Raw genomic sequence first — 21,157 nt, forward strand, 5'->3', positions numbered from 1 at the left:
GCGATCCGCATGTCCCAGCTTCAGCAGGAGATCGACGGCATCCTCGCCCGGGAGATCCCCGTCGTCGACCCGTACGAGCCGAAGGACCCGGCCGGGCTGTTGCGCATGGTATTCCTCATGCCGTTCGGCCACGCCTACAGCCTGATGTGCAACGGGCCCATGTCGCTGCGCGATCTGATCAACCGCAGTGCGGATGTCCCTGCCGTCGCCGAGCGCGCCATTCAGTACGAGTGCCTGATCCGCGACGGCAACCAGCTCACCACCCCGAACGGGGTGCCGTATCGCAGCATCGAATCCCCGCTACCGGTCAACCAGGCAGACGTCATCGGCATTTCCGTGGTCAACTCCGGTGACCTGCACAGCGTGCTCCGCCTCTTGGACCTGGCGGGCATTCCGCGCCGCACCGCCGACCGCGTACCCGGCGTGCACCCGCTCGTCGTGGGCGGGAACAGCGGCCTGGCCGACCCCGAGCCGTTGGCCGACTACCTGGACGCGGTGGCCCTCGGCGAGGCCGAGCAATCCCTTCCCGAACTGCTGCGGATCGTCCACGCCCACCGCACGGACCTCGGCGCCACCCCGCTGCACGAGCTGATCGCCCGCCTGCCCGGCCTATACGTTCCATCGATGTACGAGTGCGACTTCCTGCCCGGCGGCGGCGTCAGCGCCATCCGGCCAGCCAGGCTCACGGTTCCGGACCGGGTGGACGCCCAGTACCTCACCGTCGACGACCTGCACTCTGCGCACTTCTGTTACCCGGTCACCGACGGCACTGCCGCCGGCCTGCACCCGGTGCTCGGCTGCCTCCACTCGTGCGGGTTCTGCAACCTCGGCGTCCCTGCCTTCCGGCAAGCCCCGCTCGACATGCTCACCGACTACGTCGACCGGCTCGAAGCACACAAGGTGCGGAAGATCATCATCAGCGCCCCGACGTTCACTCAGTACAAGAACCGGCGGGAACTGCTGGAGCACATCCGCGCCTACGCCGAACGCGCGGCTGCCGAGGGGGAGAAGGTGACCACAATCATCGGCTCCATCCGCGCCGACGAGATCAGCGCCGACTACCTCGAAGCCGTCACTGAACTCGGCGACTTCGGCCACCTGTTCACCGAACTGAACCTGGGCAAGGCTCGCGGGATCATCACCATCGCTCCCGAGTGGGCCGCCCCCGACCTCGTCGCCCTGTACGGCAAGACACAGAAGCGCGAGCGCGTGGACAAGGCCATCGACCTGTGCCGCGAGAGCGAGCACGTCAACACGGTGATGCTGTACTTCATCGTCGGGGCACCCGGTGAACGCCCCGCCGACCGGTACGCGATCGCCGACTACGCCCACGACGTCCGCCAGCGGCTTGGCCACCCGGACGGCACGGTCATCGTCAAGCTCCACCAGTTCATGCCCAAGCCCGGCACACTCAGTCAGCGTCTCCGCATGGCGGACCCGGACCTGGCCCAGGAATACGGCGACCAGATCGCCGCCCGGCTGCGGGAGCTCGTCGGGGATGAGGAGTACAAGCAGCACTACCGGGTGGAGCAGTTCGGGGCGAGCCGCATGCACCTGGAGGTCGTCTGCTCGCGCGGCGACCGGCGCATGGGCCACGTCCTGGAAGATCTCTACGACGCCGGTACCGACCTGAGCGCCATTACCAAGGACCAGCTCGGTGCTGCCTTGGAGAAGCGGGGCCTGGACTACGACAGGCACCTCCGTCACATGGACGAACCCGTGCTGCCGTGGCACACGGTCAACCACGTCAATCCGGCGGCCGAGCGGGAGTTCGCGGCCGCGCTCGCCGAGAGGGAAGCCCGCGCGTGAACGGACGCTTCCCGCTGTACCCCGGCAAACACGCCCTTCCGGCGGTGCCCGATCCGGCCGAGCACGCCGCTTACGTGAAGGCACGGCAGCCGACTGCGACGCTGGCGGGCCTCGGCGGAGCGGTCCTGGTTTACCAGCGACGCATGCTGGAACACGCTGCCACCAGCTACTGCGGCCGCCGCCTGGCCTGGGTCCGGGGTGATCTGTATGTCCTGAAGCATCGGGGCCGGTGGCTCGCCGTGTGCGGCGGCTTCGGCCTAGGGGCTCCGGCGGCGGTGCTGGTGGTGGAACAACTCGTCGCCCTCGGCGTCCGGCGCATCATCACCGTCGGCACGGCCGCCTCCCTTCGCACGGACGTGCATGCCGGCGAGCTGGTGGTGTGCGACCGCGCTCTACGGGACGAGGGGGTCTCCCACCACTACCTGGCCCCCGGCTCGCACGTCCGGCCGTCCCGGAGTCTGACCGAACGCCTCGTCGAGACCTTGTACGCCCGGGACGTGGCCGTGCGGCGGGGGGCCGGGTGGACCACGGACGCCCCATACCGGGAGACCGCCGCCGAGGTCGCCCGCTACGGCAGCGATGGCACCCTCACCGCCGACATGGAAGCCGCGGGGGTCTTCGCCGTCGCTGAGCACCGCAACGTCGACGCGGCGGCCGTCTTCGCCGTCGCCGACTCTCTCGTGGACCGCCGACCACGCGAGGACCGGCCCAATACCAACACCAACACCGACACCGCTCTCCACACGGCGCTGGAGGCAGCCCTGAGCGCTCTCAGCGCCGCCCCTGGAGGGTTCGGTGGCGGGGCTAAGGTAGGTCATCGGCAAGGTGACGTGAAGGTGGCGGGCACGCGCGCCCGTGCTTGACCAGCAAAGGACCCATCCTCGTGAGCACTGGCGCAACCCGCCCCACCGTCGGGGCAGTGGTCCTGACGATGAACGATCGGCCCGAGGAGTTTCCTCGGGCCCTGTCCTCGCTTCTCGCTCAGGAAGGTGTCGACCTGGACGTGGTCGTGGTCGGCAACGGCTGCCCGCCCAAGCTGGTACCGCCCGGCGTGCGGGCTGTCGACCTCGCGGAGAACGTGGGCATCCCCGAGGGCCGCAACGTCGGGGCGGCGAACGTCGAGGGCGACTACCTGTTCTTCTTCGACAACGACGCCCACCTGCCCACCGCCGACGTCCTCTCCTGTCTCGCCGCCGAGCTGGAGCGTGACCTCGGCCTGGCGTACGCACAGCCGCGCATCTGCGATCCGGACACACGGGTCACCTTGCGCCGCTGGGTGCCCCGGCTGCGGGCCAACCCCGCACGTCCCGGCATCGTGACCGTTATGGCGGAAGGCGTCGTCATGGTCCGCCGCTCAGCGTTCGATGCAGCTGGAGGCTGGCCCGGTCACTTCTTCCTCTTTCACGAGGGCATCGACCTGGCCTGGCGGCTGTGGGACCACGGCAGCACCGGCCGGTATCTGCCCGAGATCATCGTGCACCACCCAGCGACCGACCCGGCCCGCCACGCAAGGTTCTACCGGCTCAATGCCCGTAACCGGGTTTGGCTGGCGCGTCGGAACCTGCCCCTGCTCCTGGTACCGCTCAACCTCGCCACCTGGGTCTTGCTGACCTTGTGGCGGTTCCGCGACCGCGCCGCGCTACGGGCCTCCCTTGACGGCTTCAGAGAGGGCCTGCGCGGCGGCCAGGGTGAACGGTCACCGATGAGCTGGGGCACCGTGGCGCGACTCACCTTCGCAGGTAGGCCGCCCATCCTCTGAAGACAATTTGCCCCTTCCCCGGCAGAACAAGATGAGCGTCAACGCCCTCACCGTCTGCTTGGAAGCACTCGCCGACGGACTCCGCGAGGTCACCGTGCGCTTGTTTACCCGGCCGACGCCGTGTCCATCGCCCCGCACTGGCGCACTGCACCCGGGGTGGGGCACCCCAGGTGATCGCCAACGGTGATGACAAACTGGACGGCATGGCTTACGACGATCTTCGTTCCCTCCTCCGGGCCCTGGAGCGCGAGGGCGAGCTCAAGCGCATCAAGGCCGAGGTCGACCCCTACCTGGAGGTCGGCGAGATCGTCGACCGGGTGAACAAGGCGGGCGGCCCCGCGCTGCTCTTCGAGAACGTCAAGGGGTCCTCGATGCCCCTGGCCATGAATGTCTTCGGGACCGACAAGCGACTGCTCAAGGCGCTCGGGCTGAAGTCCTACTCCGACATCAGCGACAAGATCGGCGGGCTGCTCAAGCCGGAGCTGCCGCACGGCTTCGTCGGGGTGCGGGAGGCCTTCGGCAAGCTCGGCTCGATGGTGCACGTGCCGCCGAAGAAGGTGAAGCAGGAGAGCGCCCCGGTGCAGGAGGTGGTCCTCACCGGCGACGACGTGGACCTGGACCTGCTGCCGGCACTCTTCACCTGGCCCGAGGACGGCGGCTCTTTCTTCAACCTGGGCCTCACCCACACCAAGCACCCGGAGACCGGCGTACGGAACCTGGGGCTGTACCGGCTCCAGCGCCACGACCGCCGCACCATCGGGATGCACTGGCAGATCCACAAGGACAGCCGCAACCACTACCAGGTCGCCGCCAAGCGCGGCGAGCGGCTGCCGGTCGCCATCGCGTTCGGCGCGCCGCCCGCGGTGACGTACGCCTCCACCGCGCCGCTGCCGGGGGACATCGACGAGTACCTCTTCGCCGGGTTCATCCAGGGCAAGCGGATCGAGATGGTCGACTGCAAGACCGTGCCGCTCCAGGTCCCGGCGCAGGCGGAAGTGGTCATCGAGGGATGGCTGGAGCCCGGGAAGATGCTTCCCGAGGGCCCGTTCGGCGACCACACCGGCTTCTACACGCCGCAGGAACCGTTCCCCGCACTGACCATCGACTGCGTGACCATGCGGAAGCGTCCGCTGCTCCAGTCGATCGTGGTGGGCCGGCCGCCGACCGAGGACGGGCCGCTGGGACGCGCCACCGAACGGTTCTTCCTGCCGCTCCTCAAGATCATCGTTCCGGACATCGTGGACTACCACCTGCCGGAGGCGGGCGGCTTCCACAACTGCGCGATCGTCTCGATCGACAAGAAGTACCCGAAGCACGCCCAGAAGGTGATGAGCGCCATCTGGGGTGCGCACATGATGTCGCTGACCAAGCTGATCGTGGTCGTGGACTCCGACTGCGATGTCCACGATCTGCACGAGGTGGCGTGGCGGGCGCTCGGCAACACGGACTACGCGCGGGACCTGACGGTCACCGAGGGCCCCGTCGACCATCTCGACCATGCCTCCTACCAGCAGTTCTGGGGCGGCAAGGCGGGCATCGACGCGACGAAGAAGTGGCCCGAGGAGGGCTACACCCGGGACGGAGGCTGGCCGAACATGGTCGAGTCCGACCCCGGGACGGCGGCGAAGGTCGACCGCCGGTGGAAGGAATACGGACTGTGAGCGCCGCCGAAGCAGCACTGGGCTCAGGGCCCGTACATCCGAACAGCAAGGTCAAGGCGTTCCTGCGGCTCGTGATGATCGAGCACTCGGTCTTCGCGCTGCCCTTCGCGTACATCGCCGCCCTGACCGCGATGTTCCAGGCGGACCGGTCCATCCACTGGGGCACCCTGCTGCTCGTCACGATCGCGATGGTGGGGCTGCGGACCTTCGCGATGGCCTGCAACCGGATCATCGACCGGGAGATCGACGCCCGTAACCCGCGCACCGCGAGCCGGGAGCTGGTCACCGGGGCGGTCTCGGTGAAGTCGGCGTGGACCGGGGCGCTCGTCGCCGTCGTCTTCTTCCTCGGCGCCGCCGCGCTGCTGAACCCGCTCTGTCTGGCGCTGGCGCCGGTCGCCGTCGTGCCGATGGTGGTCTATCCGTACGGGAAGCGGTTCACCCACTACCCGCACGCCATCCTCGGCATCGCGCAGGCCATAGGGCCGATCGGCGCCTGGCTCGCGGTGACCGGCAGCTGGTCGTGGGACGCGGTGATCCTCGGCCTCGCGGTGGGGATCTGGATCGGCGGCTTCGACCTGATCTTCGGCTGCCAGGACGTCCAGGCGGACCGGGCGCACGGGGTGCACTCGGTGCCGGCCCGCTTCGGCATCCCGGCCGCGCTGTGGGGCGCGCGGGTCTGCCATGTGGTGACGACCGGGCTGCTGGTCTGGTTCGGACTGGCCACTCGGGCCGGGCTGTTCTACTGGATCGGCATGGCGATCGTCGCCGTCGCGTTCGTGTACGAGCACCGGGTGGTGCGGCCGCACGATCTGTCCCGGCTGAACCGGGCGTTCTTCTCGGTCAACGGCTTCATCGGGATCGCGCTCTTCGCGTGCGCGCTGCTGGACCTGCTGGTGCGGGGCCTGACTGTCTGAGCCTGTCCGGGGTCGTGTCCGGCCCGGGGTCGTGTCCGGCGGATCCAGGACCTCATCCTCGACGGACGGCTGCCCCGGGCGCGGCGGGTTGACGAGGCAGGTCACCTGTTGTGGTCAAGGACCGCCGCGTCACGGGTCCGTCCCAGCGGGCGGCGGTCGCGAGCGGGTGCGGAACGGTGGTGGGAACCGTCGTCCCGGCCGGCCGGCGGCGTGCCACGGCGCGGTGCGGCGCGCCGTGTCCGGCCCCTGTTTCCCTTGCCCGACGGCGGCAGGGAGCGGGTGCGGCACGGGGGCGGGTGCGGGCGGGGGGTGTCCGGTGGTGGTGCGCGTTGTGCCTGGCTGTGCGTGTAACAGGGGTGTATTAGCGGGTGGTTGGGCGGAACGGGTCGCCGGGCCGGTCGGCTCTTGGTGATCAGAATCGCTCGCTCGTACCGACCGTGCCGAGCGGCCGACACCCCCCACCGACACTGAGGAAGAAATGATGCGCGTACAGAAGCTCACCTTCGCCGCCCTGGCCGTTGTCGCCGGTCTCTCGCTCACGGCCTGTCAGAACGGCGAGGACGACATGGGACAGACCGCCCCGTCGTCCGCGTCCTCCGCGGGCGGCGGTTCGGGCTCGGGCGGTTCGGACCAGGGCGGCGGGAAGGACTCGGCCGGGAAGGGGTCCGGCGGGCAGGGCACGGCCGCCGGGACCGGCTCCGACGAGAACGGCAAGGTCGGCAAGTGCCGCACCGACGAGCTGGAGATCACGGCGACGGACAGCACCATCGACGGCGACACCGATGGGACCGTCGCGGTTGAGCTGAAGAACGGCGGCGGCCGGGACTGCGTGCTCTCCGGGTACGCGGGCGTCGACCTGAAGACCAGCTCGGGGTCGCTGTCCGCGGAGCGCACCGGTGAGAAGGCCACCCCGATGACCCTCAAGGACGGGAAGTCGGTGTACTTCGGCATCAACTACCCGATCAACACGTCGGGCGGCTCCGGCATCCGTATCACGGGGCTGGTGGTGACCCCGCCGGACGAGACGAAGTCGGTCACCCTCGACTGGCCGGGCGCCGCCACGCTGCCCGTCACGGACGGCTCCGGCTCCCAGGTGAAGGTCGGCCCGATGGGGAGCGCCGGTCAGGGCGAGGGCTGACCCGGACACCACGGGCTCCGTCCGGGCTCTACGGTATGAGCGGCCGGGCGGGCGGCACCGTGCTCCGGCCGCGCGCGGGGCGGCGGAAGACGAACGCCGCCGCCACGCCCGCCGCCAGCCCGAACAGATGGCCCTGCCAGCTGACCGAGGTGCTGGCGGGGGAGAGCCCCACCAGGATCGACGAGCCCCATATCGCGCCGACCACCAGACCGGCGGCTGTGTCGAGCGCCCTGCGGTCCACGAACCCCCGGACGAGCAGATAGCCGAAGAGGCCGAAGACCAGCCCGGACGCGCCCGCCGTGTTGGAACCGTCCGGTGAGACCAGCCAGACGCCGAGCCCGTCGACCACGATGATCATCGCGGCCACGGCGGCGAATCTGCGGACGCCGCTCAGCGCCGCCAGGAAGCCGAAGACCAGCAGCGGCACGCTGTTGGAGGCGACATGGCCGAAGCCGAAGTGGATGAAGGACGCGGGCACCACGTCCAGCAGCTCGCCGGCCCGGCGGGGCTCGATCCCGAACGAGTCCAGCGCGTGGCCGGTCGCGGCGTCGACGGCTTCGAGCAGCCAGAGGAACGCCACCCAGCCCAGCATCAGCTTGGCCGCGGTCTTCGCGCGGTCGCCCGCGGTCCACGCCGGCGCGGACCGGTCCCACGATGCGGCCATCGTGCCCCCCTGCCGTCCCCTGTCGTTCCTGCGGTTGCCCGCCGTCCCTGTTCCCACCCCTGGAACGCCCGAGGCACCTTGCTCAGTTCCGGTTCCGTACCGCCGGATAGGCTCAGGAGTGTGGATTCCGGGACTTCAGTGAGTCAGCACCAGCGACAGCCTTGGATTGTCGGGGTTTCAGGCGCTTCGGGCACCCCATTCGCCGCCGCCGTGCTGCGCGGTCTGCTGGCCGCGGGGGAGAGCGTCGATCTGGTGGTGAGCCGGGCCTCGCGGCTGACGCTGCTGGACGAGACCGGGATCGCGTTCCGCGACGGGCACTGGCAGGAGGATCTGCGCAGCTGGCTGGCGCGCGGGGCGGACGGGAAGCCGCACACCTTCGACGTGGACATCGAGGGCGTACGGCACTGGGCGGCCGGTGATCTGGGAGCGGGCCCGTCCTCGGGGTCGTACCCGGCGAAGGGGATGCTGATCGTCCCGGCCTCGACGGCCTGTGTGGCCGGAGTGGCGCTCGGGCTCTCGAAGGATCTGCTTCAGCGGGCCGCGAGCGTGACGCTCAAGGAGCGGCGGAAGCTGGTCGTCGCGGTGCGGGAGACTCCGCTGAACGGGCAGACGCTGAAGCATCTGGTGAGCCTGGACGAGGCGGGCGCCGTGGTGCTGCCCGCCTCTCCGGCGTTCTACGCGGGGGCGACGCACATCCAGGATCTGGTGGACTTCGTCGCCGGGCGGGTGCTGGACGCGGCGGGCGTGCCGCACGACCTGTACCGCCGGTGGGAGGGGGAGCTCGGTGGCGGCTCCCGTGACTCCCGTGGCTGAGCCTGTGGTCAGCGCTTCTTCATGGCGCGCGGCTTGCGGGTCCGGTCGACCCGGTGCGCGGCGGCGGGCTGGTGGGCACGCGAGCGGTTGGCCAGGTCCTGCAGCTCGCGCATTCGGGCGTAGGCCATCTCGATCGTGTACACGGTTTCCTCACTCCTGAAGATTCGAAAGCATTTTTTGGATGTTCGGGAAGATTTGCAGGCGATGAAGCCTGCATGCCTTAGATTCTACACATAGACTCGCGATACTGCTGAACAATGGAAGGTTTCAGTCACATGGACGCGGTGGACAGGCAGCTCATCCAGGCCCTCAGGGAGAACGGCAGGGCCTCGTACGCCGAGCTGGGACGGCTCGTCGGGCTCTCCGGGCCCAGCGTCACCGACCGCATCAACCGGCTGGAAAGCGCCGGTGTCATCACCGGCTACCGCGCCACCGTCGACGCCGCGTCCCTGGGGCTCGGGGTCACGGCCCTGATCGGTATCTCGCTCTCCGACGCGGCCGATCACGAGGACGTCGCCCGCCGCCTGAAGGACCTCGCGGAGATCGAGGACGCCTGGTTCATCGCGGGCGACGACTCGTACATGCTCAAGGTGCGCGTCGGTGACGTGGACGGTCTGGAGAAGACCATCCGCCGGCTCAGCGGCACGAGGGGCGTCTCGCGCACGCGCACCACGATCGTGCTCTCCACCAAGTGGGAGAACCGGGTCGGAGAACTTCCCGACGAGTCGTAGGCGTAACGTGGTGGGGCCCCCGGGGGACCGGGGGTTTCGCCCGGTATCACCGGCACCGGGAAACGCACAGCACGTCGACAACTGGGAGGCAGCCGCATGGACGTCGGGCTCAAGCGCGAGCTGGAGGAGAAGGTCCGCGCAGGGGAGCGGCTGACCCGTGAGGACGGCATCGCCCTCTACGAGTCGGACGACCTGGCCTGGCTCGGCGGCCTGGCGCACGAGGTGCGGACGCGGAAGAACGGCGACGTCGTGCACTTCAACGTCAACCGGCACCTCAACATGACCAATGTGTGCACCGCGTCGTGCGCCTACTGCTCGTTCCAGCGCAAGCCGGGCGAGAAGGACGCGTACACCATGCGCATCGAGGAGGCCGTCCGCCTCGCGAAGGCGATGGAGGGCGAGAACCTCACCGAGCTGCACATCGTCAACGGGCTGCACCCCACCCTGCCGTGGCGTTACTACCCGCGCTCGCTGAGCGCGCTGAAGGAGGCCCTGCCGCAGGTCTCCCTCAAGGCGTTCACCGCCACCGAGATCCACCACTTCGAGACCATCTCCGGGCTCTCCGCCTCCGAGATCCTGGATGAGCTGATCGAGGCCGGCCTGGAGTCGCTGACCGGCGGCGGCGCGGAGATCTTCGACTGGGAGGTCCGCCAGCACATCGTGGACCACGACACCCACTGGGAGGACTGGTCGCGCATCCACCGCCTGGCGCACGAGAAGGGGCTCAAGACCCCGGCGACCATGCTGTACGGGCACATCGAGGAGCCCCGGCACCGCGTCGACCACGTGCTGCGGCTGCGTGAGCTCCAGGACGAGACCGGCGGCTTCCAGGTCTTCATCCCGCTGCGTTACCAGCACGACTTCGTGGACATGAAGGACGGCAAGGTCCGCAACAAGCTCCAGGCGCGGACGACCATGGCGACCGGCGCCGAGGCGCTGAAGACCTTCGCGGTCTCGCGGCTGCTCTTCGACAACGTCCCGCACGTCAAGGTCTTCTGGGTGATGCACGGCGTGCAGACCGCCCAGCTCGCGCTCCAGCACGGCGCGGACGACATGGACGGCTCGGTCGTCGAGTACAAGATCACGCACGACGCGGACAACTACGGCACGCCGAACAAGCTCGGCCGCGAGGATCTGCTGGACCTGATCCGCGACGCGGGCTTCCGGCCCGTCGAGCGCAACACCCGGTACGAGATCATCCGCGAGTACCCGGGCCCGGACGCCGGGCGGCGCGAGTCGCCGCAGCCGATGCGCGTCTGACTCGCGCGTCGTCAGCGGTTCGGTTTCACGGGAGCCCCGGCCTTCGGCCGGGGCTTTCTCGCGTACCGGACACGGTTTGAGGCCAAGGATAGGTAATAGTTAATCTGCTCCTATGACACTTACATTCGAGCTGGATCCGACGTTCGACCGCACGCTGCGGGACGGCATCGCCGAGCTGTGGGCCGATGTCTCCAACGCGGGCGGTGCGGTCGGCTTCGTACCGCCCGTCACGACCGAGGACATACGGCCCGAGCTGGTCAAGCACCTGGTCGCCATGGCCGAGGGGTGCACCCGCCTGCTGATCGGGCGCGACGAGGACGGCACCGTCGCGGCCACCGCCTTCCTCACTCTCAACACCCACCGGCTGATGACCCACTGGCTCTGGCTCTACACGGTCATGGTCCACCCCCGCCACCAGGGCAAGGGCTACGGGCGCGATCTGATGGACGCCGCGGCGCGGGCCGCCCGCGGGATCGAGGGGATCGAAGCCGTCCGGCTCACCTGCCGCGGCGGCATCGGCGTCGAACGCTTCTACGCCTCGTGCGGATACAAGGAGGTCGGGCGGGTGCCCGACGCGATCCGGGTGGCCGACGGCGACGACCGCGACGACATCATCATGCTGCTGCCGCTCGGTCACTGAGCCACGCCCACCCCCTGTGGCGGAGCCCTCCGAACTGATCGATTCCGGGGCATGCTTCACTGGTCGGGCAGGATCGAAGGACCGTCATGCGTTGAGAGAGAGGCCAACTGTGTCCGCTGCCAAGCCGAGCGCGACCATTCGGTACACCGCGATGCGCCTCAGCATCTTCGTCGGCTGCTTCGCCGTCGCGGCCGTGGCCGTCCACTTCGGCCTGCTGCCCTCCGGGACGAACGGCTCCAATCTCGTCTGGGTGATTCTGCTCGCCCTGGTCCTGTCCGCGCCGCTCAGCTATGTGCTGCTGCGCAAGCAGCGCGACGAGATGTCCGAGCAGATCGTGTCCAAGGTCGACCGCGCCAAGGAGCGCCTTGAGGCGAACCGTACCCGCGAGGACCACGTCACGCCGTGACGGTGACGACGGCGTGAGGGCTGCATAAGGACTACGTAAGCTTCCTCACACGCGTAGAGATTTCCATCGAAACCCCAGCGCCGGAGCGCCTGCTCCTGTGCTGGGGTTTTGTCGTTCCCGCGGGCGCCCGGGGCGGTCCGGGGTGCGAGGGCGGCGGTGCCGCGGGCCCGTCGGGGTCAAAGGAGAGCTTTGAGCTTCTCAAAGTTCAAGTGTTAACGTGTTCGACATGAAGACAGTAGTGCGCCATCGACACGCCGCGAGCGTCCCGCTCGTGGAGCGCCTGCATGTCGACCTCTGCCGCTGTATGTCCGCGGTCTGTTGCCGCAAGGTCTGAACGGCACCATGCAGCGGCGCCGCCCCTGACGCGGGCGCCGCACCCCCGTCCCCCGCACAGTCGTCCCCGTGCGCCCCGATGCGTCACATCTGGAGTGTGTCCGTGTCCGCGAACCCCGCGTCCACCGCTGCCGGCAGTCGGTCCGGCTCCGGTTTCCGTATACCCAAGGTCCCGTTCTGGGCCCAGATCGTCGCCGGTCTCGTCCTCGGTGTCGTACTCGGCTGGCTCACGCGTACGTACGACATCGGCTGGCTCTACACCACGCTCGACAAGGTCGGCCACATCTTCGTCCAGCTGCTGAAGCTGGCCGTCGCGCCCCTCGTCTTCTTCGCGATCCTGGTGTCGATCACCAACCTGCGCAAGGTCAACAACGCCGCCCGGCTGGCCACCCGCACCCTGCTCTGGTTCATGATCACCTCGCTGATCGCGGTCGCCATCGGCCTCGCGATCGGCCTGGTCACCAACCCGGGCTCCGGAACGGGCCTCACGCCGAAGGACGGCAAGCTGCCGGAGCACGCGGGCTCCTGGCTCGACTTCCTCACCGGCATCATCCCGGACAACGTGATCACGCCGTTCACCGAGCTGAACGTGCTCCAGATCGTCTTCATGGCCGCCGTCGCCGGTATCGCCGCGCTCCAGCTCGGTGAGAAGGCCCAGCCGATCCTCACCCTCAGCGAGTCCGTCCTGGAGCTCCTCCAGAAGGCCCTGTGGTGGGTCATCCGCCTCGCCCCCATCGGCACCGTCGGCCTCATCGGCTACGCGATCGCCGACTACGGCTGGGACCTGATCGGCAAGTACGCGACGTTCACCGCCGACGTCTACATCGGCTGCGCCCTGGTGCTGTTCGGCGTGTACCCGCTGCTGCTCGCCACCGTCGCCAAGCTCAGCCCGGTGCAGTTCTTCAAGGGCGCCTGGCCGGCCATCCAGCTGGCCTTCGTCTCCCGCTCCTCGGTCGGCACCATGCCGGTCACCCAGAAGGTCACCGAGCGCCTCGGCGTCCCGAAGGAGTACGCCTCCTTCTCCGTCCCGTTCGGCGCCACCACCAAGATGGACGGCTGCGCCGCGATCTACCCGGCGCTGGCGGCGATCTTCATCGCGCAGATCTTCGACGTGCAGCTCGGTGTCGGCGACTACATCCTGATCGCGTTCGTCTCGGTGATCGGTTCGGCGGCCACCGCCGGCCTCACCGGCGCGACGGTCATGCTGACCCTCACCCTGTCGACGCTGGGCCTCCCGCTGGAGGGCGTCGGTCTGCTCATGGCCATCGACCCGATCCTGGACATGATGAGGACGGCCACGAACGTGGCCGGGCAGGTGCTGGTACCGGTGATCGTCTCGGCCCGCGAGAAGATCCTCGACCACGACGCGTACAACTCGGCCTCGTCCTCCCCGGTCGACGGCGACGAGGTACGAGACACCGAGCCGGAGCGGGTGCCGGTCGCCGCGTAACCGCTCACGCACGACACACGCCGGCGCCCCCGGTCCGCCTTCGGGCAGGACCGGGGGCGCCGGCGTGTACGACGGGGCGGAGGCCCGCGCCGTACCCTTACCGGGGAGTGGCACACCGGGGGGCGGGAGGAAGTCGACGTGGGTGCTGTGAAGAGCAAACGGATGCCGCGGGCCGTGCGTGAGCAGCAGATGATGGACGCCGCCGTGCAGACCTTCGGGCAGCGCGGGTACCGGGCCGCCTCGATGGACGAGATCGCCGAGCTGGCGGGGGTGTCCAAGCCGCTCGTCTATCTGTATCTGAACTCCAAGGAGGAGCTCTTCACCGCCTGTATCCGGCGCGAGGCGAAAGCGCTGGTCGAAGCGGTGCGGGCGGGGGCGGAGCCCGGGCTGCCGGCAGATCGGCAACTGTGGTCCGGGCTGCGGGCGTTCTTCACGCACACGGCGGAGCATCCGGACGGGTGGGCGGTGCTGCACCGCCAGGCCCGCACGCACGGCGAGCCCTTCGCCAACGAGGTGACGGTGATGCGGGACGAGATCGTTGCTTTCGTGACGGAGCTGATCGGGGCCGCGGCCCGCGAGGCACACCATGATCCGGCGCTGCCCGACCGTGACGTGTCGGGGCTCGCGCAGGCGCTCGTGGGCGCCGCGGAGTCGCTCGCCGGGTGGGCGAACGAGACCCCGGGCGTCTCGGCGAAGGAGGCCGCGGCCACCTTGATGAACTTCTCCTGGGCGGGACTGGAGAACCTCATGAACGGCCGCCCCTGGCAGCCGCCGGGCCCGTCCGCCCGGTGAGGTGGACGCGGCCGTTGCCGCGCAGCTGGAAGCCGGTGGCGTCCGCCGCGTAGGTGACGGTGGCGGGCAGCAGGACGGGGGCCCTGAAGTCGGCCCGTACGCGCGGGCCTCCAACCAGCAGCTGCTCACGGCCGCCCTGGACGGTCCGGTCGAGCGGTTCGGACTCCGGGGGGAGCGGGTCGGCGAGTTCGCCGCGGGCGCCGTGCTCAAGCACAGCCGCGACTTCGGCCTGGCCCGCGAGACCGTGCTCGGCTCGGCACTCGACCCGCGCACCCCCGCGTACGACGTCCAACAGGCCTGCGGCACCGGCCTCCAGGCGGTCGTCGCCGCTCCGCAGCCCTGAGACCGACCGGCAATAGGGGGGGCGGCGTCGCGGGGCTGGGCACGCACATCTGCCGCGTTGTCGTCAATCAACAACTTCCCCAAGCTCTCGGCTTCGCTCGAGCAGGGGAGACCCCATTGCGTTGCCTCAGTCCTCCGCCTTGCAGCTGCACGCACCCAGCCCCGCTCCTTCACCCACCCCCCAATTGCCGGTCGGTCTTAGGCTCCCCGTATGGGTGAAGCGGCGGACGGCGGACCCGGCTGGGCGGCGACGCGGGTATGGGTCGAGAAGAACCTGGCGCCGGGGGAGCGGATCGAGGGCGCGCGGCGGCTGCTCGGCGGGTGGAGCTCGCAGATGCGGCGGCTGGACATCTCCGGTCCGCAGGGCGGGCGTTCGCTGGCCCTGCGGTCCTTCGTCAAGCCCTTCTACGTGCGCCACGCGCCGGGGTTGCTCGCCCGCGAGGCGGACATCCTGCGGCTGCTGGCCGGTACGGACGTCCCGGCGGCGCGGTGCGTGGCCGTCGACGCCCGGGGTGAACACTGCGACCATCCCTCGCTGTTGATGACCCTGCTGCCCGGTGAGGTGCGGGTCGAGGATGCGGGGGCGGAGCAGCGCATCGGGCTGCTGGCCGGGCAGTTGGCGGGCATTCACGCGGTCGCGGTCACCGGTACGACCCGTCCGCGCGACTACGAGGCGTGGACCGCGCCGGACCGGGTGCGGGTGCCCGACGCCACCGGCCGGCCGCTGCTGTGGCGGCGGGCGGTGGACGTGATCCGCCGCGAACCTCCCGCGTACGTACCGAAGTTCCTGCACCGCGACTTCCATCCGGGCAATGTGCTCTTCGGCGGCGCGGGGGCGCAACTGCGGATCAGCGGGGTCGTCGACTGGGTCGAGACCTCCTGGGGCCCGGCCGACCTGGATGTCGCGCACTGCTCGACGGCGCTGGCGCTGCTGCACGGCGTCCCGGCCGGGATGAGCTTCGCCGGGCGGTACGAGGCGGCGGGCGGGCGGACGGCCGCGAGCGCGGCGGACCACCTGTACTGGCGGCTGCTGGACGCGCTCGCCTACGCCCCGGACGCGGAGAAGCTGGCGGCTCCGTGGCGGGAGCTGGGACGGACCGACCTGACACCCGAGGTGCTTGCGGGGCGCCTGGAAAACTATGTGGAGAGCCTTCTCGAACAGTTCGACCGATAGGCCTGCCGTCGGTGGTCCCCGGAAAGGCGGAACGTTACTGCTGAAGCGGTCCGGGAAAAGCCGGACGGCAGCCTTGCGCGCTGCCGCTCCGGAAGTCTCGTAGGACGTCAACACGGCTCCTGCGCAAGGCATTCTGTGTTTTCCCGAGTTGTTGTTTCGGATGATCCGAAAGGAAACAACCGCTGGATTCCGTGCGCCGTCAACAGGCCCCGGCGCACGCCCGAGAGGCCTCGTACACAGGGTAAAAAGCGGCGTGTCCTGAGGTAAAGACACAGTCACGGTTGTATAGATATACGCGTCTTCGCGAGAGGGCGGTTTTACGTCCCGTGCGGCTGGAACGCCGCTGCCTCTTTCTGCGGGCGAGTCTGCGCGTGGTGTTCCCGCCCCCACGCCATCAGTGACTCCGGGTCCCGGCGTCGACGGAGCCCGCAGCACCCGGGACGGCATCGCTCAACACCCGTTCATCCATTGGTCAAGGAGAGACGCTGTGCGCTACGGAACGGCATTGAGGCAAGAAGTCCGATCTCCGGGAACGACTCCGCTCATCGGTATTTACGACATGTACTCGGCTTCCGTCGTGGCCCGGCACTACGACGGATTCTTCGTGTCCGGATTCGGCTTCGCCGCCTCCCACTACGGGCTCCCCGACATCGGCTTCATCGCCTGGCCGGACATGGTGGCCTTCGTGGAGCGGCTGCGGCTGGCCTTCCCCTCCCACCACCTGCTGGTCGACATCGACGACGGCTATGTCGATCCCGAGGTCGCCTGCCACGTGGTGCAGCGGCTGGAGCGGATCGGCGCCTCCGGCATCATCCTGGAGGACCAGAAACGTCCCCGCAGGTGCGGTCACGCGGACGGCAAGCAGGTGCTGCCGCTGGAGGAGTACCTGGAGAAGCTCAACCTGGTGCTGGAGAGCAGGCGGGACCTGGTGGTCGTGGCGCGCACGGACGCCACGGAGGAGGCCGACATCCTGCGCCGGGCCGAGGCGCTGGCCGAGACGGACGCCGACGTCGTTCTGGTCGACGGGGTGCGCAGCGTGGAGTGGATCAAGCGCATCCGGAAGGTGGTCGGTGACAAGCCGCTGCTCTTCAACCAGATCGCGGGCGGCAAGTCGCCCCGGCTCTCGCTCTCCGAACTGACCGACCTGGAATGCCAGGTGGCCATCTACAGCACCCCCTGCCTCTTCGCCGCGCACGCGGCCATCGACAGCGCGCTGACGGATCTCAAGCGGTCCGACGGGCGGCTTCCCGAGTTCGTGCCCGCCGAGGGGATCGGGGTGCAGCGTTCGACGGAGCTGCTGGAGAAGAACATCAGCAGGCATCACCCGGTCCCCGAGCCCGAGCCCGTGGCCGTGACCGTCTGACGCGGTACTGCGCGCCGGGAGCGGGGGAGTGCCCGGCCGTATCCGCCCCGCCCGAACGGCCGGGGCCCGTGGAGTACCCCCACGGTCCATGGGCCCCGGTGCCGGAACCACAGCGAAAGAAGGACACGGACACATGGGACTCACCTCGTCCAGGGCGCGTGCGGCCCTGGCTTCGGTCGTCCTCGGCGCGCTCTGCCAGGGCCAGTGGGCCGCGGGTGCCGCCTGGGCCGACGCCCCGGACGGCGGTATGGAGACGCACCACGGACCCTCCCTGATCACCATCGACAACTCCAACGCCGACTCCTGGCTGGAGGTGGACCGCACGCTCAATGTGCTGGGCCCGCTCAGCAAGGGCACGGCGGGCAGCGACCACGACGGCGGCGGGGGCGCGATCGACCAGAACGTCCAGGCCTCGCAGGGCGTGGGTGTCCAGGCCGCCCCGGACGAGCGCGAGGGCGAGGACGACGAGGAAGAGGAGGCGACGGCCCCCGGCGCCGCCGCGGCCCCCGAGAGCGCGGCGACCGGCGGGGACGACGACGAGGGCGACGCGGACTCCTGACGCGGCGCGCGCGGGGCCGCCAGCAGCCGACGCGGCGCGCGCGGGTCGGACGGCGGATCGTTCCTCGGTTTGGCGGCGGCGGAGTGCGGCGTGCTGGATGACCGGCCGGACGCCGGTGTGTGCCGGGGTGCGCGCGCCCCTTGTCTGATGCATCGTCACGTACGACGATGGCCCCGCACTCGTCAGATGACGATGCGTCAGATTCCTCCGGTGCAACGGAAGGAGGCTGCCCGATGCCGATCGCGACCACCGGGCCGCTGTCGTACGGAATGCAGCTCCCGATCCAGTCGCAGAGCGCGATCTTCGCGGAGGAGTGGGAGGCCGCGGCCGGCCCCGCCGACCTCGCCGAGATCGCCCGCACCGCCGACCGGACGGGATTCGCCTACCTCGCGAGCTGCGACCATGTGGCGATCCCGCGCCGGCTCGCCGATGCCATGGGCACCGTCTGGTACGACCCGGTCGCCACCCTCGCCCTTCTCGCCGGGATCACCGAGCGGGTCCTGCTGATGAGCCATGTCGCCGTCGTCGGGCTGCGCCACCCACTGGCCACCGCCAAGCAGTACGCCACCCTCGACCACCTCAGCGGCGGCCGGCTGATCCTCGGGGTCGGGGCCGGGCACGTACCGGAGGAGTTCGAGGCGCTCGGGGCGGACTTCGACGGGCGGGGCGCAGCGCTCGACGAGACCATCGACGCGCTGAAGGCGGCGCTCGGCCCGGAGGAGTATCCGGAGTTCGCGGGGGAGCGGTTCTCCTTCGGCGGCCTCGGGCAGCTGCCCCGGCCGGCCCAGGAGCGGGTGCCGGTCTGGGTGGGCGGCTCCTCGCCGGCCGCCGTGCGCCGGGCGGCCGTGCGGGGCGACGGCTGGCTGCCGCAGGGCGACCCCCGGGAGAAGCTGCCCGCGCAGATCGCCCGGCTGAAGCAGCTGCGGGAGGCGGCCGGGATCGAGGCACCGATCGTCATCGGTGCGATCACCGAGCCGCTGTACGTCGGTGAGCCGGCCTGGTCCGTCGGGCGGCGCACCCTCACCGGGAAGCCGGAGGCCGTCGCCGAGTCGCTGCGCGTGTACCGGGCCATGGGCGTCCACCAGATCCAGGTGCGGTTCCGCAGCCGGAGCCGCAGCGAACTGACCGACCAGATGGCGGTGTTCGCCGGCGAGGTCGCACCCCATCTCGACAGGTAGGAGTCAGGTCATGGGCAAGCTGGACGGGCGGACCGTACTCATCAGCGGTGCGGCACGCGGGCAGGGCGAGCAGGAGGCGCGGCTCTTCGCCGCACAGGGCGCGCGGGTGGTGATCGCCGATGTGCTCGACGAGCAGGGCGAGGCGCTGGCCAAGGAGATACGGGAGGAGCTGGGGGCGGACGTCGCCCGGTTCGTCCGTCTCGATGTGAGCCGGGAGGAGGACTGGCAGGCCGCGGTCGCCGCCGCGAAGGACGCCTTCGGGCGGATCGACGGGCTGGTCAACAACGCGGGGATCCTCCGGTTCAACGAGCTGGTGAGCACCCCGCTGGAGGAGTTCCAGCAGGTGGTGCAGGTCAATCAGGTGGGCGCGTTCCTCGGGATCAAGAACGTCGCGCCGGAGATCGAGGCCGCGGGCGGCGGGACCATCGTCAACACCGCCTCGTACACGGGGCTCACGGGCATGGCGTTCGTGGGCGCGTACGCCGCCACCAAGCACGCGGTGCTCGGGCTGACCCGGGTGGCGGCGGTGGAGCTGGCCGCGAAGGGGATACGGGTCAACGCCGTCTGCCCCGGGGCCGTGGACACCGCGATGACCAACCCGGCGGCGCTGGACCCGGCCGCGGACCCGGAGGAGTCGAAAGCGGCGGTGGCCGAGCTGTACCGCAAGCTCGTCCCGCTGGGCCGGATCGGGCAGCCGGAGGAGGTGGCGGCGCTGGCGCTCTTCCTGACCTCGGAGGACTCCTCGTACATCACCGGGCAGCCGTTCGTCATCGACGGGGGATGGCTGGCGGGCGTCAGCCTGTTCTGACGCAACCTGACGGTGCGTCAGGTATTGACGGGTACGGGTGCCGGTGGAACAGTCGGACGCATCACGATCTGACGGAGTGTCAGAAACGATTGAGGACGGTGAACCCCCTTGGAATTCGGGCTCTTTGTACAGGGGTACGTGCCCGCCGCACGGGCCAAGGTCGACCCCGGGGCAGAGCACAAGGCGCTGATCGAGGAGACCGAGTACGTCATCCAGGCGGACAAGTCCGGCTTCAAGTACGCCTGGGCCTCCGAGCACCACTTCCTGGAGGAGTACTCGCACCTCTCGGCCAACGACGTGTACCTGGGCTACCTCGCCCACGCCACCGACCGCATCCACCTCGGATCCGGCATCTTCAACCCGCTCGCCCCGGTCAACCACCCGGTGAAGGTGGCCGAGAAGGTCGCCATGCTCGACCATCTGTCGGAGGGACGCTTCGAGTTCGGCTCGGGGCGCGGGGCCGGCAGCCACGAGATCCTCGGGTTCATGCCGGGCATCACCGACATGAACCACACCAAGGAACTCTGGGAAGAGACCATCGCAGAGTTCCCCAAGATGTGGCTCCAGGACGAGTACGTCGGCTTCCAGGGCAAGCACTGGTCGCTGCCGCCGCGCAAGATCCTGCCCAAGCCGTACGGGAAGTCGCACCCGGCGATGTGGTACGCGGCCGGCTCGCCGTCCTCGTACGCGATGGCGGGCAAGAAGGGGCTCGGCGTGCTGGGCTTCAGCGTGCAGAAGGTCTCCGACATGGAGTGGGTCGTCGAGTCCTACAAGACGGCCGTCAAGGAGGCCGAGCCCGTAGGGGACTTCGTCAACGACAACGTCATGGTCACCTCCACGGCCATCTGCGCCGAAACGCACGCCAAGGCCGTCGAGATCGCGGTGGGCGGCGGGCTGAACTACCTGCAGTCGCTGCTCTTCCGCTACCACGACACGTTCCCCCGGCCGCAGGGGATACCGGAGTGGCCCGAGCTGCTCCCGGAGTACACCGAGGAGATCATCGAGCTGCTGATCGCCGAGGAGCTGATGATCTGCGGCGATCCGGACGAGGTGCTGGCGCAGTGCAAGCGGTGGGAGCAGGCCGGGGCGGACCAGCTGAGCTTCGGGCTGCCGATCGGGGTGAGCCGTCAGGACACGCTGAACTCGATCAAGCTGATCGGTGAGCACGTGATCCCGAAGATCGACACGGACCCGGTCCACCGGACCTCCCGCTTCCGTGACGCGGCCTGAGAGAACAAGCCCCTCCGGCGATTGAGGAGCGGGGGCCCGGGGGCGGAGCCCCCGCTCGGACCAGCGGCGTCTTCCCGGACCGCCGCTCCGTGGGGCCGGGGTGCGTACCGCGGCCGTGCGCACCCCGGCCGCA

21 protein-coding genes and 1 pseudogene are annotated in these 21,157 nt (G+C 69.6%); 20 read left to right on the plus strand and 2 right to left on the minus strand.

From position 1 onward, the window contains the following. Nucleotides 1–9: 9 nt before the first annotated feature. From BT364_RS28590 to BT364_RS28615, 6 genes are all read left to right on the plus strand, one after another. Complete coding sequence (locus tag BT364_RS28590; RefSeq protein WP_072488125.1) at nt 10–1,809, plus strand: B12-binding domain-containing radical SAM protein; 1,800 nt, start codon at nt 10–12, stop codon at nt 1,807–1,809. Next, a complete protein-coding gene (locus BT364_RS28595) occupies nt 1,806–2,672 on the plus strand; it encodes a nucleoside phosphorylase (RefSeq protein WP_072488126.1) in 867 nt (288 codons plus the stop codon). Before BT364_RS28590 ends, BT364_RS28595 begins: the two co-directional genes overlap by 4 nt. Nucleotides 2,673–2,692: 20 nt before the next feature. Further along, the gene (locus BT364_RS28600) at nt 2,693–3,568 is read left to right on the plus strand and encodes a glycosyltransferase family 2 protein (protein ID WP_072488127.1); all 876 of its coding nucleotides are present in this window, start codon (nt 2,693–2,695) and stop codon (nt 3,566–3,568) included. A 203-nt stretch (nt 3,569–3,771) separates the two neighbouring features. Continuing rightward, nucleotides 3,772–5,229 carry a menaquinone biosynthesis decarboxylase gene (locus BT364_RS28605; protein ID WP_072488178.1) on the plus strand — a complete coding sequence of 486 codons (1,458 nt, stop codon included), beginning with the start codon at nt 3,772–3,774 and terminating at the stop codon, nt 5,227–5,229. After that, nucleotides 5,226–6,143 carry a menaquinone biosynthesis prenyltransferase MqnP gene (mqnP, locus tag BT364_RS28610; protein ID WP_072488128.1) on the plus strand — a complete coding sequence of 306 codons (918 nt, stop codon included), beginning with the start codon at nt 5,226–5,228 and terminating at the stop codon, nt 6,141–6,143. Before BT364_RS28605 ends, mqnP begins: the two co-directional genes overlap by 4 nt. Before the next feature lie 481 nt (nt 6,144–6,624). Next, nucleotides 6,625–7,281, plus strand: a complete 657-nt coding sequence (locus BT364_RS28615; RefSeq protein WP_072488179.1) for a DUF4232 domain-containing protein — start codon at nt 6,625–6,627, stop codon at nt 7,279–7,281. 28 nt (nt 7,282–7,309) lie between these two features. On the opposite strand, the gene BT364_RS28620 is transcribed toward BT364_RS28615, so the two are convergent. Next, nucleotides 7,310–7,945, minus strand: a complete 636-nt coding sequence (locus BT364_RS28620; protein ID WP_072488129.1) for a rhomboid family intramembrane serine protease — start codon at nt 7,943–7,945, stop codon at nt 7,310–7,312. Between the two features lie 138 nt (nt 7,946–8,083). On the opposite strand from BT364_RS28620, the gene BT364_RS28625 reads away from it, so the two are divergent. Then, nucleotides 8,084–8,758, plus strand: coding sequence for a UbiX family flavin prenyltransferase (locus BT364_RS28625; RefSeq protein ID WP_072488130.1), 675 nt, complete (start codon nt 8,084–8,086; stop codon nt 8,756–8,758). 8 nt (nt 8,759–8,766) lie between these two features. On the opposite strand, the gene BT364_RS43380 is transcribed toward BT364_RS28625, so the two are convergent. Beyond that, the gene (locus tag BT364_RS43380) at nt 8,767–8,901 is read right to left on the minus strand and encodes a hypothetical protein (RefSeq protein WP_256260259.1); all 135 of its coding nucleotides are present in this window, start codon (nt 8,899–8,901) and stop codon (nt 8,767–8,769) included. Between the two features lie 132 nt (nt 8,902–9,033). On the opposite strand from BT364_RS43380, the gene BT364_RS28630 reads away from it, so the two are divergent. From BT364_RS28630 to BT364_RS28690, 13 genes and pseudogenes are all read left to right on the plus strand, one after another. Further along, nucleotides 9,034–9,489 (plus strand): Lrp/AsnC family transcriptional regulator, encoded by a 456-nt coding sequence (locus BT364_RS28630; RefSeq protein ID WP_072488131.1) that lies wholly within the window; start codon nt 9,034–9,036, stop codon nt 9,487–9,489. Between the two features lie 96 nt (nt 9,490–9,585). Next, nucleotides 9,586–10,749 (plus strand): aminofutalosine synthase MqnE, encoded by a 1,164-nt coding sequence (mqnE, locus tag BT364_RS28635; RefSeq protein ID WP_072488132.1) that lies wholly within the window; start codon nt 9,586–9,588, stop codon nt 10,747–10,749. Nucleotides 10,750–10,861: 112 nt separating this feature from the next. Continuing rightward, the gene (locus BT364_RS28640; protein WP_177328262.1) at nt 10,862–11,389 is read left to right on the plus strand and encodes a GNAT family N-acetyltransferase; all 528 of its coding nucleotides are present in this window, start codon (nt 10,862–10,864) and stop codon (nt 11,387–11,389) included. Nucleotides 11,390–11,540: 151 nt separating this feature from the next. Beyond that, on the plus strand, nt 11,541–11,795 hold the full coding sequence (locus BT364_RS28645) for a DUF4229 domain-containing protein (RefSeq protein WP_072488181.1): 255 nt from the start codon (nt 11,541–11,543) through the stop codon (nt 11,793–11,795). Nucleotides 11,796–12,231: 436 nt separating this feature from the next. Continuing rightward, on the plus strand, nt 12,232–13,578 hold the full coding sequence (locus BT364_RS28650) for a dicarboxylate/amino acid:cation symporter (RefSeq protein ID WP_072488133.1): 1,347 nt from the start codon (nt 12,232–12,234) through the stop codon (nt 13,576–13,578). A gap of 162 nt (nt 13,579–13,740) precedes the next feature. Beyond that, nucleotides 13,741–14,370, plus strand: coding sequence for a TetR/AcrR family transcriptional regulator (locus BT364_RS28655; protein WP_072488182.1), 630 nt, complete (start codon nt 13,741–13,743; stop codon nt 14,368–14,370). Between the two features lie 88 nt (nt 14,371–14,458). After that, nucleotides 14,459–14,701 (plus strand): annotated as a pseudogene (locus BT364_RS28660) (acetyl-CoA C-acetyltransferase); the annotation flags it as partial. Nucleotides 14,702–14,923: 222 nt separating this feature from the next. Next, nucleotides 14,924–15,886, plus strand: a complete 963-nt coding sequence (locus BT364_RS28665; protein WP_072488134.1) for a phosphotransferase family protein — start codon at nt 14,924–14,926, stop codon at nt 15,884–15,886. 487 nt (nt 15,887–16,373) lie between these two features. Then, nucleotides 16,374–17,249 (plus strand): isocitrate lyase/PEP mutase family protein, encoded by an 876-nt coding sequence (locus tag BT364_RS28670; protein ID WP_072488135.1) that lies wholly within the window; start codon nt 16,374–16,376, stop codon nt 17,247–17,249. Nucleotides 17,250–17,382: 133 nt separating this feature from the next. Then, nucleotides 17,383–17,808: a hypothetical protein gene (locus BT364_RS28675; protein ID WP_072488136.1), complete on the plus strand. Its 426-nt coding sequence runs from the start codon at nt 17,383–17,385 to the stop codon at nt 17,806–17,808. 233 nt (nt 17,809–18,041) lie between these two features. Continuing rightward, on the plus strand, nt 18,042–18,986 hold the full coding sequence (locus BT364_RS28680) for an LLM class F420-dependent oxidoreductase (protein ID WP_072488137.1): 945 nt from the start codon (nt 18,042–18,044) through the stop codon (nt 18,984–18,986). A gap of 10 nt (nt 18,987–18,996) precedes the next feature. Continuing rightward, on the plus strand, nt 18,997–19,794 hold the full coding sequence (locus BT364_RS28685) for an SDR family NAD(P)-dependent oxidoreductase (RefSeq protein WP_072488138.1): 798 nt from the start codon (nt 18,997–18,999) through the stop codon (nt 19,792–19,794). A 108-nt stretch (nt 19,795–19,902) separates the two neighbouring features. Continuing rightward, nucleotides 19,903–21,024: an LLM class flavin-dependent oxidoreductase gene (locus BT364_RS28690; protein WP_072488139.1), complete on the plus strand. Its 1,122-nt coding sequence runs from the start codon at nt 19,903–19,905 to the stop codon at nt 21,022–21,024. Nucleotides 21,025–21,157 lie beyond the last annotated feature (133 nt).

The sequence above is a fragment of the Streptomyces atratus genome (genome assembly GCF_900119365.1).
In the GTDB taxonomy this organism is placed as follows: domain Bacteria; phylum Actinomycetota; class Actinomycetes; order Streptomycetales; family Streptomycetaceae; genus Streptomyces; species Streptomyces atratus_B.

Bases quoted from the DNA above. Each gene is read 5' to 3' on its own strand.
- mqnE (WP_072488132.1), top strand. From the start codon at position 9,586: ATGGACGTCGGGCTCAAGCGCGAGCTGGAGGAGAAGGTCCGCGCAGGG.
- BT364_RS28675 (WP_072488136.1), top strand. From the start codon at position 17,383: ATGGGACTCACCTCGTCCAGGGCGCGTGCGGCCCTGGCTTCGGTCGTC.
- BT364_RS28620 (WP_072488129.1), bottom strand. From the start codon at position 7,945: ATGGCCGCATCGTGGGACCGGTCCGCGCCGGCGTGGACCGCGGGCGAC.
- BT364_RS28665 (WP_072488134.1), top strand. From the start codon at position 14,924: ATGGGTGAAGCGGCGGACGGCGGACCCGGCTGGGCGGCGACGCGGGTA.
- BT364_RS28590 (WP_072488125.1), top strand. From the start codon at position 10: ATGTCCCAGCTTCAGCAGGAGATCGACGGCATCCTCGCCCGGGAGATC.
- BT364_RS28630 (WP_072488131.1), top strand. From the start codon at position 9,034: ATGGACGCGGTGGACAGGCAGCTCATCCAGGCCCTCAGGGAGAACGGC.
- BT364_RS28615 (WP_072488179.1), top strand. From the start codon at position 6,625: ATGCGCGTACAGAAGCTCACCTTCGCCGCCCTGGCCGTTGTCGCCGGT.
- BT364_RS28645 (WP_072488181.1), top strand. From the start codon at position 11,541: ATGCGCCTCAGCATCTTCGTCGGCTGCTTCGCCGTCGCGGCCGTGGCC.
- BT364_RS28680 (WP_072488137.1), top strand. From the start codon at position 18,042: ATGCCGATCGCGACCACCGGGCCGCTGTCGTACGGAATGCAGCTCCCG.
- BT364_RS28655 (WP_072488182.1), top strand. From the start codon at position 13,741: ATGCCGCGGGCCGTGCGTGAGCAGCAGATGATGGACGCCGCCGTGCAG.
- BT364_RS28640 (WP_177328262.1), top strand. From the start codon at position 10,862: ATGACACTTACATTCGAGCTGGATCCGACGTTCGACCGCACGCTGCGG.
- BT364_RS28605 (WP_072488178.1), top strand. From the start codon at position 3,772: ATGGCTTACGACGATCTTCGTTCCCTCCTCCGGGCCCTGGAGCGCGAG.
- BT364_RS28685 (WP_072488138.1), top strand. From the start codon at position 18,997: ATGGGCAAGCTGGACGGGCGGACCGTACTCATCAGCGGTGCGGCACGC.